Annotated in this window: 13 protein-coding genes; 6 read left to right on the top strand and 7 right to left on the bottom strand. The window is 60.2% G+C overall.

Annotation, left to right across the window (positions count from 1 at the left end):
* The first annotated feature begins 2 nt into the window (after positions 1-2).
* Positions 3-170 carry a methionine/alanine import NSS transporter subunit MetS gene (gene metS / locus I6J19_RS05770; protein WP_038626160.1) on the top strand — a complete coding sequence of 56 codons (168 nt, stop codon included), beginning with the start codon at positions 3-5 and terminating at the stop codon, positions 168-170.
* 42 nt (positions 171-212) lie between these two features.
* Here metS and I6J19_RS05765 read toward each other — a convergent pair whose 3' ends face one another.
* On the bottom strand, positions 213-971 hold the full coding sequence (locus I6J19_RS05765) for an enoyl-CoA hydratase-related protein (protein WP_038626162.1): 759 nt from the start codon (positions 969-971) through the stop codon (positions 213-215).
* A gap of 80 nt (positions 972-1,051) precedes the next feature.
* Between I6J19_RS05765 and I6J19_RS05760 the strand changes: the two genes are divergently transcribed.
* Both I6J19_RS05760 and I6J19_RS05755 read left to right on the top strand, forming a co-directional pair.
* Entirely contained in the window at positions 1,052-1,609 is a 558-nt protein-coding gene (locus I6J19_RS05760; protein ID WP_038626164.1) for a GNAT family N-acetyltransferase, read from the top strand.
* A 171-nt stretch (positions 1,610-1,780) separates the two neighbouring features.
* Positions 1,781-2,998 carry an HNH endonuclease signature motif containing protein gene (locus tag I6J19_RS05755; RefSeq protein WP_235191262.1) on the top strand — a complete coding sequence of 406 codons (1,218 nt, stop codon included), beginning with the start codon at positions 1,781-1,783 and terminating at the stop codon, positions 2,996-2,998.
* A gap of 71 nt (positions 2,999-3,069) precedes the next feature.
* Here the strand turns inward: I6J19_RS05755 and glyA are convergent, their stop codons facing one another.
* The gene (gene glyA, locus I6J19_RS05750) at positions 3,070-4,371 is read right to left on the bottom strand and encodes a serine hydroxymethyltransferase (RefSeq protein ID WP_038626166.1); all 1,302 of its coding nucleotides are present in this window, start codon (positions 4,369-4,371) and stop codon (positions 3,070-3,072) included.
* 149 nt (positions 4,372-4,520) lie between these two features.
* Between glyA and coaA the strand changes: the two genes are divergently transcribed.
* Entirely contained in the window at positions 4,521-5,456 is a 936-nt protein-coding gene (gene coaA / locus I6J19_RS05745; RefSeq protein ID WP_187402480.1) for a type I pantothenate kinase, read from the top strand.
* Positions 5,457-5,486: 30 nt separating this feature from the next.
* On the opposite strand, the gene I6J19_RS05740 is transcribed toward coaA, so the two are convergent.
* The 4 genes from I6J19_RS05740 to mca form a co-directional block, all read right to left on the bottom strand.
* Positions 5,487-6,272: an isoprenyl transferase gene (locus tag I6J19_RS05740; RefSeq protein ID WP_038626180.1), complete on the bottom strand. Its 786-nt coding sequence runs from the start codon at positions 6,270-6,272 to the stop codon at positions 5,487-5,489.
* Between the two features lie 38 nt (positions 6,273-6,310).
* Positions 6,311-7,402 (bottom strand): 3-deoxy-7-phosphoheptulonate synthase, encoded by a 1,092-nt coding sequence (locus tag I6J19_RS05735; RefSeq protein WP_038626182.1) that lies wholly within the window; start codon positions 7,400-7,402, stop codon positions 6,311-6,313.
* Positions 7,403-7,722: 320 nt separating this feature from the next.
* A complete protein-coding gene (locus I6J19_RS05730; RefSeq protein WP_038626184.1) occupies positions 7,723-8,007 on the bottom strand; it encodes a hypothetical protein in 285 nt (94 codons plus the stop codon).
* Positions 8,008-8,034: 27 nt separating this feature from the next.
* Positions 8,035-8,889, bottom strand: coding sequence for a mycothiol conjugate amidase Mca (gene mca, locus I6J19_RS05725; protein ID WP_038626186.1), 855 nt, complete (start codon positions 8,887-8,889; stop codon positions 8,035-8,037).
* Positions 8,890-9,150: 261 nt separating this feature from the next.
* On the opposite strand from mca, the gene I6J19_RS05720 reads away from it, so the two are divergent.
* Positions 9,151-9,618 carry a DUF4307 domain-containing protein gene (locus I6J19_RS05720; RefSeq protein ID WP_038626188.1) on the top strand — a complete coding sequence of 156 codons (468 nt, stop codon included), beginning with the start codon at positions 9,151-9,153 and terminating at the stop codon, positions 9,616-9,618.
* Between the two features lie 173 nt (positions 9,619-9,791).
* Positions 9,792-10,304 (top strand): transcription elongation factor GreA, encoded by a 513-nt coding sequence (gene greA / locus I6J19_RS05715; protein ID WP_038626190.1) that lies wholly within the window; start codon positions 9,792-9,794, stop codon positions 10,302-10,304.
* 327 nt (positions 10,305-10,631) lie between these two features.
* Here greA and I6J19_RS05710 read toward each other — a convergent pair whose 3' ends face one another.
* Positions 10,632-11,459: a Bax inhibitor-1/YccA family protein gene (locus I6J19_RS05710; protein ID WP_038626192.1), complete on the bottom strand. Its 828-nt coding sequence runs from the start codon at positions 11,457-11,459 to the stop codon at positions 10,632-10,634.
* Between the last annotated feature and the right edge of the window lie 237 nt (positions 11,460-11,696).

The raw sequence follows: 11,696 nt of genomic DNA, 5'->3' as shown, positions 1-11,696 counted from the left end.
AAATGTCCGGTATCGCAATTGTCATGATGGCACTGTTCATCATCGTCATCTGGGGCGGCCTGGCGGTCGCGCTGGTCAGCCTATCCAAGCACCCTGACGAGGTTTCCGGTGAGCTGGGAGATCACCCAGAACTCACCAGCGAAGTACTAGGAGCGCAGGAAGAGCAGTAGTTCTTCACTACTACCTCTCCCCAGCCACTCCAGGTATCTGACTTACTCACCTACGAAACGCGGTGGTCGCTTCTCCAAGAAAGCGGCCACCGCTTCCTTATGGTCGGCCGAGACCGCCAGGCGTGCCTGCGCATCCGCCTCCGCCGCCGCAGCGGCCAGAGTGTCCCGGCGCAGCAGAGCCTTAATCTCCTTCAGCGCGGCCGTCGGGCCCGCGGCAAACTGAGCTGCCAACTCACGTGCCCGAGCCGCTGGATCGTCTACCACTTCAGTAACCAGGCCGAGGCTCAGGGCCTCGTCGGCAAGCACCTTTTTATCGAAGAACAACAGCTCACGCGCCTTCGCGTCGCTGACCATGCGCGGCAGCAGCGCCGACATGCCACAGTCCGTGGCCAGGCCAATCGACGGGAACGCCGCTTTGAACGACGCCTTCGGGCCAGCGATACGGAAATCACAGTGCAGCGCCAGCGACCAACCGGCACCCGCCGCAGCACCTTCGATAGCGGCAATAACCGGAACGTTAATCGCGGTCAGCTCCGCAACCATCGGGTTGTACTCCTCGACAACCTTGCCCATGCCAGCGCCCGACTGCAGGTCAGAGATGTGCTCCTTCAAATCCTGGCCCGTGCAAAACGCCTTCGGCCCGCCGAGCAGGATAACAGCGCGCACGTCCGGCTCTTGCGCACGCTCAAAAGCGGCTTTTAGCTCCAACCGGAGATTCTTATCCAGGGAGTTGTATGCATCCGGGCGGTCGATGGTGATGGCTAGAATGCCGTCGGAAAAGTCTTGAGTAACGTTGCTCATAACCTCGCAGGTTATCGCAATCTCCCCCGCCTCGGACGCACTTTTGCACCAAATCACCCGCCGCGAGTAACAAGGGACACATGACACTTCCACGCCCCGCCACGCCTGACGACGTCCACGAGATCGTCGACCTCATCAAAGACCTGGCAGCCTACGAAAAAGAACCCGACGCCGTCCGACTGACCCCCGAGCGCCTGCGCGAACAGCTCTTCGGGGACAACCCCGCGATTTTCTGCCACGTCGTCGACTCCACATCCGGAAATTTGGACGATTGCGACGATAACGGCGCCGGTGTTAGTAGTGGCGGTGTTGTTAGTAGTGGCGGTGTTGGTGGCGGCCCTCGCCTCGACGGCATTGCACTGTGGTTCCTGAACTACTCCACCTGGGAAGGCACCCACGGCATCTACCTCGAAGACCTTTACGTCCGTCCCGAGGCGCGCGGCACCGGCAAGGGCAAGGCGCTGCTGCAAAACCTCGCGCGGATTGCCGTGGAACGCGGATACTCGCGGGTCGAATGGTGCGTCCTGAAATGGAACCAGCCCTCCATCGACTTCTACCGCTCCCTCGGTGCCTTCCCCATGGACGAATGGGAGACCTTCCGCCTCACCGGCGATGCCCTAAGCGACTTCGGGGCGTAGAAAGCGGAGATGCTGCTGTGCGGCGGTGTGAAGGTTCAGCTGCGCTGCGTTTGCAGGGTAATGCGGCAACAGAAAAGTCCGGATGTGGATAACTGCTAAACCGGCTGACTTATCCACAGCCTGCCCTCATGGGCGTTGTCCCCCTACATCCGGACTTTTACCTTCAAAGGCATGACAGTTCTTGGGACGCTCGCCGCACTGGCCTCGCGCGGAATGGACACGCTGGCGGAACTCCACGCCGCGCGTCCCGACGGCCACGCCGCCACCTCCCACCTGGCGGCAACCCTCGGCCTTGACCCGGCGCGCCTTCGGCTGTTGCTACGCGTCGCCGCCCACTATCTCCAACCCGCTGACACCGAGGAAAACACCAAAGCCCGCGAAGACGCAGCAGCTCTGGCCCGCCGACTCGGGCTCAGCCTGGACACCTGCGTGCTTATCGACAAGCGCAGCCGCCAAGCCAACAACGCAGAACTCCACGACAACCTGCGGCTCACATTCGTCGCGGCGGCCGAGCGTCTCGGCTTCGAAGAACTGGACCTCTACATGCGGGAAACTCTCACCGAGCTCAACACCGAAGACGAACCACCCCAGCACCTGCGCGCCCGGTTTTCCCGGAAGGTAGACATCCGGGGAATGAAGCACTTCCACATCTCCGGCCCCTCGGATATGCTCGACAATCTCCTGTCGCCGCTTACCATCCGCGCCGCAGAAATCCGGAAGTCCCATCCGGAGTTTTCCCACGACCGATGCGTCGGTCAGGCGCTTGCCGAACGCCTCGAGCATGCCGATGCCGCAATGCCCGTCGACAAGCTCGATGAAATGCGCTACCAACCCGCCATCATCATCACCGCGCAAGACATCGTCGACTACAGCCCGCGCTTCGCCGCCACCACCAACGGCTCCGCGCTCGCGCCCGACGTCTTCCTCAACGCCCTACTCGCCGACACCGGGTGGGCCGTGCTTTACGACGAACACAGCGCCATTACGGACTTATTTCCCATCGGCAACCCACGTCTGGCGACTGAAGAGCAGCGCATCGCGATGCTCATCGACAACCCCATCTGCGCCTGGCCCGGCTGTGAACGCCCCGCCTATAGCGGACAAGCGCACCACCTAGTCGCCCACAAAAACGGCGGCACAACCACGCTGGACAACCTCACCATGGTCTGCCGAGAACACAACGGGCTTAACGACGACGACCGGGAAGGACGCAACGGCTACCTCGAACGCATCCCCACATCCGGACATATTCGATGGCGCCCGCCGGACAAAACTCGACCGCCTCTGTTTAGCAACTCATTTGTGACATCAATGTCCGGGAGGTCCTACGCGGGGTATCGAGCGGGTACGACGAGACAGCTCGGGCCGGAGCCACCACCTCCGGAATAAAACCCGGATGTACGGGAAAACCCGTCCTAGCGCACTGCTAGAACGGGTACTTGCGCTGCAAAAACGCAGAATTAGATGAGGTTCCAGTCCTCGATGCCGTCGTAAAGCGGGAATTCCTGAGCGATCTTCGAAACACGAGCACGCAGGGAGTCGACATCCGCATTCTTGCCGGCGGCGAGAGCAGTACCGATGACATCGGCGACCTCGGTGAAGGCCTTCTCGTCGAGACCGCGGGTGGCCAGCGCCGGAGTACCGATACGAAGTCCAGATGTAACCATCGGAGGACGCGGGTCAAACGGAACAGCATTCCGGTTGACAGTGATACCAACAGCATGGAGTAGATCCTCGGCCTCCTGGCCGTTCATCTCCGAATTGCGCAAATCCGCCAGAACCAGGTGGACATCGGTGCCGCCAGTGAGAACATCGACGCCAGCCTCGGCGCAGTCGGCAGCGGTGAGACGCTCAGCCAGGATGCGGGCACCGGCGAGAGTGCGCTGCTGGCGCTCCTTGAACTCCTCGGTACCAGCAATCTTCAGCGCCACGGCCTTGCCGGCGATAGCGTGCATCAGCGGGCCACCCTGCTGCCCCGGGAAAACAGCGGAGTTCAGCTTCTTGGCGTACTCCTGCTTGGCCAAAATCATGCCCGAACGAGGGCCACCGAGAGTCTTGTGAACGGTGGTCGACACAACGTCAGAATGCGGAACCGGCGACGGGTGCAGACCGGCGGCAACCAAACCTGCGAAGTGCGCCATGTCCGTCCACAGCTTCGCGCCGACCTCATCGGCGATGGAGCGGAAAGCTTCGAAGTCGAGGTGGCGCGGGTACGCCGACCAACCTGCGATGAGGACATCCGGCTTTTCTGCGAGCGCCTGCTCACGCACCTTGTCCATATCGATCCGCATGGTGTCCTTATCCACACCGTATGCGGCGACGTGGTAGAGCTTGCCGGAGAAGTTCAGCTTCATGCCGTGGGTCAGGTGACCGCCGTGTGCCAGGTCGAGGCCCATAATCTTGTCACCGGCGTTGATTAGCGCATGCAGAACGGCAGCGTTGGCCTGCGCGCCTGCGTGCGGCTGAACGTTGGCGAACTCAGCGCCGAAGAGCTCCTTGGCGCGGTTGCGTGCCATGTCCTCGACGATGTCGACGTATTCGCAGCCGCCGTAGTAACGACGACCCGGGTATCCTTCGGCGTACTTGTTGGTCAGAACCGAGCCCTGAGCCTGCAGCACTGCACGTGGAACAAAGTTCTCACTAGCAATCATTTCGAGCATGTCACGCTGACGAGAGAGCTCCCCTGCCATCGCCTCTGCGAGGTCGGGATCGAGTTCACGCAGCGATTGGTAGCGGACATCGTTATTGTTAGACCCGGTCATGAGTAGGTTTTCGACCTTTCAATAAAACTTCAATGCCACAGGCCATGCTAGCCCTTTATGGGGCAAACCACGAAAGCAGCACCATTCCAGCATGCCCCCTTTGTTGATCCGTTTTCCGGTTTTAGGCCCCCCTTGGCACAATTGGAGATATGACGCGCGCAACATCCCCCAGCCCGTACGTCGAGTTCAAACGCGAGCAGTGGCGCGAAATGCGCAAGAATATGCCTCTGGTGCTGACGGAAGAGGAAGCTGAACGACTTTCCGGTATCGGTGAAAACATCGACCTGGACGAAGTCGCCGAGGTCTATCTTCCGCTTTCTCGCCTGATTCACATGCGTGTGGCGGCGCATCGGGAGCTGAACGCTGTAACGTCGAACTTCCTTGGGGAAAATCCTTCGAAGGGGGCGTCGGTGCCGTTTATTATCGGCGTCGCGGGTTCGGTGGCGGTCGGCAAGTCAACGACGGCGCGTTTGCTGCAGGTACTGCTCGAGCGCTGGGAGACTAATCCGCGGGTGGACTTGGTTACTACTGATGGCTTCCTCTACCCTTCTGAGGAATTGAATCGCCGTGGGATTATGCAGCGCAAGGGGTATCCGGAGTCGTATGATCAGCGTGCGTTGATGCGGTTTGTCACGGCGGTGAAGTCGGGGGCGCGGCATGTGAAGGCGCCGGTGTATTCGCACACGCTCTATGACCGGGTGCCGGATGAGTTCGTCGATGTCGATCGTCCGGACATTCTCATTCTCGAGGGGCTCAACGTTTTGCAGACGGGCCCGACGCTGATGGTTTCCGATCTTTTCGATTTCAGTGTCTACGTCGATGCCCCGCGCGCGGACATCGAGCGTTGGTACATTAATCGTTTCCTCAGTCTCCGCCAGACGGCGTTTCGCGCTCCGGGCGCGCACTTCGCGGACTATGCAACACTTGACGACGAAGCTGCGGCCGAGGTGGCCCGACGCATTTGGCAGCAGGTGAACTTGCCGAACCTGACGGAAAATATTTTGCCCACTCGAGTGCGGGCGTCATTAGTTCTTACGAAGTCTCGGGACCACAAGGTTTCGAGGGTCCGGATGCGCAAACTCTAACATCCGGAAATTTTTCCGGATGTAGGGAGGTTATTTGCCGAAGCGGCGTGAGCGCTGCGAAAAGTCTCGAAGTGCGCGGAGGAAGTCGATGCGGCGGAACTCGGGCCAGTAGGTATCGGTGAACCAAATCTCGGAGTAGGCGGTTTGCCAGAGAAGGAAGCCGCTGAGCCGCTGTTCTCCGGAAGTGCGGATGACTAGATCGGGGTCCGGTTGTCCGGATGTATAGAGGCGGCGAGAAATGGCGTCGGTGGTGATGCTCTCCTCGAGCTCGGAAGCATCAATTCCTTCGGCGACTGATTCCCGGATGATTCTGCGCACCGCGTCGACGATTTCCTGCCGACCACCGTAGCCAACGGCGATGTTGACCTGGATGCCGGTGTTGTTCGCGGTGACTTCTTCGTCGTGGCGCAGCCGGGCGGTCATTCTTTCCGGAAGGAGCTCGAGGTGGCCGACCATGCGCAGGCGCACGTCGTTAGGCGATTGCGCCAATTCGTCGACGACGTCGGCGATGATGTCGAACAGTAACTCCAGCTCTTCGGGGTCGCGCCCGAGGTTTTCGGTGGAGAGCAGGTAGATGGTGACCAGCTCGATTTCCTGCTCGGCGCACCAGCCGACGAATTCTGCGATTTTGCGGGAGCCGACGCGGTGGCCGTGGCTTACGTCGGTGAAGCCAGCCTCCCTCGCCCAGCGGCGGTTGCCATCGGCCATGATGGCAACGTGCTTGGGGCGAGGTTTTCCTTCTAGCTCTTGGGCTAGTTTGCGCTCGTAGAGCGGATACGCAATCCGCCGGAGTGAGGACGGCTGGTTTTCTTTCACATATGTAACTCTACCCAATGGGCACGGCCACTTTGTGCTTAGTCACGTGCCTGCCGACGCTTCCGGACTTCTGCCGCAAGCGTACGCAGCAGCCGGTCGGTGGTTTCCCAATCCATGCAGGCATCGGTGACGGACTTGCCGTATACGAGGCCATTACGCCCATCGGTAATTTTTTGCGCACCGGCTTCGAGGAAGGACTCCATCATGATGCCGGTGATGCGCTCGTCGCCGGCACCGATGAGCTTGCCGAGCTCCTCAACGACCTCGGCCTGGCGCACCTCGGATTTTCCGGAATTGGCGTGAGAGGCGTCCACCATGATGCTGATGGTTTGCTCGGCCTTGTTCAGGCGGGCTTCGGCGTCGTTAAGCGATGCCTCGTCCCAGTTCGGGCCGGAGGTGCCGCCGCGGAGAATGAGGTGGCAATTGTGGTTGCCGGCGGTTTCGACGACGGCGGCGCGGCCCTGGTCGTTCATGCCGAAGAAGAAGTGCGGGTTTGCTGCAGAGACCAGCGAGTCCACGGCGACCTGGACGTTGCCGTCGGTACCGTTTTTGAAGCCGATGGGCATGGAAAGTCCGGAAGCGAGCTGGCGGTGGACCTGCGACTCCGTGGTGCGCGCACCAATCGCACCCCAGGAGACGGCGTCGGCGATGTACTGCGGGCTGTTGGGCTCGAGGAATTCAGCGCCGACGGGCAGGCCGGTGCGCAGGACCTCGATGAGCACTTCGCGGGCCATGTGCAGGCCCTTGTTGATTTTGAAGGAGCTATCCAGGTCGGGGTCGTTGATGAGTCCCTTCCAGCCGACGGTGGTGCGCGGCTTTTCGAAGTAGACGCGCATGACGACCAGCAGGTCCTCGTCGAGCTCATCGGCGGTGGCTTTCAGGCGGCGGGCGTAGTCGATGGCGGCCTCGGGGTCGTGAATGGAGCACGGGCCGACAACGACCAGCAGGCGATCGTCCTCGCGGGCGATGACGCGGGCGATGTCGAGTCGCGACTGCTCCACTTCGTTAACCAGGTTCGGGGTCAATGGCTGTTTGGCCATGACCTCTTCTGGGGAGGGCAGGTCGTGGAAGGCTACGACACGGCGGTTTGCGGTAGAGGCGGGGGCTTCGAGGGATGTGGGAGGGGTCATCGGGGGTCTCTTTTCTCTGGGGGATTAGTTACGCATGTAATTGGCTGTAGATACGACAAAAGGCAGCGCCCCTAATTAGTTTGGGGCTGCTGCCTTTGGCTCCGGTTGGTGGCGACGTGACGATTAGCCGCCGGCTGTGACTAGGTCGTCACTGCCTCCGGAGCCTTCGAAAAATAAAATCGCCACATACGCATGTGCTCGACTGTAGCGCACCGCCTAGAATCCCGCAATTCGAACTCCGAATCCCATCCTGTGGGACGCAATAAGGGGCACGCACGCATCGCCCGTCGCCAAGCGGCGCGCACACGCCTTGGCGTTAACTACTCCGCTTCACGACGCTGCTCCGCTGCAGCCATCGCCTTATCCACAGCCTCGGAATCGAAGGGATCCATGCCGTGCGCCTCGGCGAACTTCCGGCGAGCGGCCATGCGCTTCGCGCGTCGCGAGAGATCCCAGCCGAGAGCCAGGATGACGATGAGCAAAACGACAATGATGAGCAGGCCAACAGGAGAGGCCTTTCCGAAGTCAGCACCCCGCGGACCAGTGGGGTTCTGCGCCAGGAAAATTGTCGTGCGAGCCGCCAAGGCATCGAAGCTTTCAATCATGAGTTCCAGCTTAGCGTTAATTCCGGACTATTCCGCGTCGGGGTCGATACCGGCGAAGAGATCGGTCTCTGGCAGCTCGGTCTGCACTCGAGTGCGGGCAAGCTCAAACTCTTCGGTCGGCCAAACGCGCTGCTGAATGTCTACCGGCACGGCGAAGAATGGCCCGTTCGGATCGATCTGCGTAGCGTGCGCCAGCAGCGCCTGATCCCGCTGCTGGAAGTAATCGCCGCACTCAACCTGCGTGGTCACGCGGGTCATGATGTCGCCGGGGGTCTTAGTCCAACGGCGGAAGGACTCGGCCAGCGGGCTTTCCAAGCCGTTGTCGCGGTAGTAGTTGTCTAGCGCGATGAGACGCGCCTTGATGAAACCGTGGGTGTAGTAGAGTTTGGAAATTTCCCATGGTTCACCGAGCTCGGGGTACTTATCCGTTCCAGACTCCAGCCAAGCGCGCATGGACACGATATGGGTCATGATGTGGTCCGGGTGCGGGTAGCCACCGTTTTCGTCGTACGTAATGATGACGTGCGGACGGAACTCACGGATAGCTCGGATGAGAGGCTTGGTCGCATCCTCGACCGATTGGCGAGCAAACACACCGTGCGACAGCACCGGCACCGGGTTACCCGCAGGCAGACCGGAGTCGGTAAAGCCGAGCCACTCATGTTCAACGCCGAGAGTCTCAGCGGCTGCAGCCATTTCGTGAACGCGCACCGCGGCGATATTCTCGCGCACCTCCGGTCGATCCATCGCAGGGTTGAGAATGCTACCGGCCTCACCGCCGGTGCAGGTCACCACTTTGACGCGATGCCCTTCCGCCGCATATCGGGCCATTGTTGCGGCGCCCTTGCTCGATTCGTCATCAGGATGAGCGTGAATTGCCATCAGACGAAGTGTCAATTGAAGTCACTCCCGCTACTATCTCAGTCCATGTTTTCTGGCCAAGGCCGGAGCCCTTCGACCGCAACGATGCTACTACAGCACCGTTTCAATACCGCCCCACTATAGCGCTGCACCATCATATGACCACGCAGCATCGCTACTCGGCGGAACGACATAGCAGCAGGACACCGCGCCACACCAGAAAGATTGTTTAACTGTCAACATTTTACCACGTCGACCGAGAACTCCGATAGGCTAAAAAGCATGGCTGAAAGTTCGGAGCGAAACACCCGAAATACCGCAGCGCCTAACGAGCAGCGCGAGCGCTATGGGGACAACAGTCGCACTCTCCCCGCAAAATTGGTTGTCATCGCTATTGTTGGCATGCTCGTCATCGCCGGCGCATACATCTTCGTTCAGATGAACCGCGTCTCCGCCCCGGATGTCTCTGCAACGCAAGCGGGCTGGAGCCGCACTCCAGGTAAGGAAGATGAGCAGTTCATCTTCACACTGGATGTCACCCGCGAAAAGCCGGAGCTGGATAGCTACTGCATTATCTATGCGCTGAACTATGACGTGGCAGAGGTCGGCCGTCGCGACGTATTCATCCCGGGCGGCGGCCCCGCTACCGTGCGGATGGACGTCCCCATTGCCACCCGCGAGCTGGCCGTCGCAGGCGATGTCTATGGCTGCTCCACCGACATTCCGGAGTTCCTCGCACCTGCGAAATAATCTCCCTTCGCGACTGAGGATCATGCGCTGCGGGGGCACGTCGTAAAGCGTGCGCGACAACACTCCGACGCGCCTGTTATTGCCATGTGGCGTGACAGTGCTATCCTGTGACGCAGCCGACGGCCCCACGCGGGGCCGCTTTTGTATTAAATAGCCAAAACACAGGAGGAACCATGACTGAGGCAAAGAACAATAGCCCATGGCTCACCCAGGAGTCCTACGACAAGCTCAAGGCCGAGCTTGAGGCGCTATATGAAAACCGCCCGGTCATCGCCGCCGAGATTAACGAGCGCCGCGAAGAGGGCGACTTGAAGGAAAACGCCGGCTACGATGCCGCCCGCGAGCAGCAGGGACAGGAAGAGGCACGCATCCGCTACCTCGAAGACCTGCTCCAGCGCGCCACTGTCGGCGAGATTCCGCAGGAGTCCGGTGTGGCTCTGGTCGGCACCGTGGTCCACGTCTACTACGACGGCGACGAGGACGACACCGAGACCTTCCTCATCGGTACCCGTGGCGCTGACTCCTCCAACCCGAATCTGGAGACCTACTCCACCGATTCCCCGCTGGGTAAGGCTCTGGTCGGCGCTAAGGAGGGCGAGACCCGCACTTACGCTTCCCCGAGCGGCGACGAAGTGTCTGTCACCGTAGTTAAGGCTGAGCCGTACGACCCGGATATGGACGCCTAAACGCCGAGGTTACTCCCCCCCCCCCCCGGCGCTAGACCGCCTCAACCCAGGCGGCGATCTCGGGCCACAGCGCCCGATTCTTGGACCGATAGAAGCCCATATGGCCTATCGGTCCATTTTTTGTACCCTCTCCCGCTTCAATATCGCGCTTTACGACGTCACACTGCACAGCCCGATCGATCAATATGTCGACTGCCGGTCGATTGGCCCACCGCGCGTCCGTGTTTAATGCGAATCGAAAAAGTAGCACTTCAGATAAGAGAAAGCGCCGGCCAACCCGTAATCACGGGCCAACCGGCGCTTATGCGTTATTCAGTTTTCTAGCGCTTAGTCCCTGAAGTAGGACAGCAGACGCAGAATCTCGGTGTAGAGCCAGACCAAGGTCACGGCCAGGCCGAGGGCGACGCCCCAGGCGTACTGAGCCGGAGCGCCTGCGCGAACCAGGCGGTCAGCCTGATCGAAGTCAATCAGGAAGCTAAAGGCTGCCAGGCCGATGCAGACCAGCGAGAAGATGATCGAAAGCATGCCACCGTCACGCAGCGGGAAGCCCAGACCGAACAGGGACAGCAGCAGGTTGCCCAGCATGAGGACCAGGACACCAATCAGAGCCGCACTCATAAAACGAGTGAACTTCGGGGTCACACGGATAGCGCCCGACTTGTACACGAAGAGCATACCGATGAAGACACCCAGGGTGGCCAGCACGGCCTGCATAATCAGCGCACCGGCGGCAACGCCCTGAATAGGGGCGGTGAACATGAAGCTGATGCCGCCGACGAAGAGGCCCTCGAAGGCCGCGTAGGTGAGGGTAACCGGCGCGGAGCCGTACTTCTTACCGAAGGTGGAAACCAAAACAGTAATCAGACCACCGATGGCGCCGACAATAGTCAGAATCATGGCCAGGCTGGTGGAGACACTGACAGCAATGAAGAAGTTGACTGCAGCCAAAACGATGATGGTTGCCAGTGTGATGCCGGTCTTGGAAACGACATCGTCGACCGTCATCGGACGGTAGTCGGCGGCAACCTGCGACTGGTAAGGGTTATCCCCGTAGTCAGCGCCCATCTGACCTTGGCCGTAGTGATGTGCGCCCGCCTGTCCGCGGGCGACGGTCTTAGTAAGTGAACTGAATGCAGGATTGCTGCTTTCGCGCACGTCGTCCTTCTTTCTTTTTCTCAGTTTTTCTTACAAGTTTTGAACTCAGGCACACGCGCGTACGTTTGCCTACACTGTCTACAACGGGCGACGTAAAGGTATTGTTCCCAACCCTGAAAAACAGTTAGTATCAAGGTAATTCCTCGCCTGCTGGCGGTGATTTTGTAATCGCGGAAACACTCACAGTCGCCAGGCGTGGGCAACCCCTGAGTGATTACGAACAGGAGGCTGGTCAAG

The sequence above is a fragment of the Corynebacterium amycolatum genome (assembly GCF_016889425.1).
Lineage (GTDB): Bacteria > Actinomycetota > Actinomycetes > Mycobacteriales > Mycobacteriaceae > Corynebacterium > Corynebacterium amycolatum.
The sequence above is the reverse complement of the archived record's forward strand: the minus strand, read 5'-3'. Positions and strand labels throughout refer to the sequence as shown.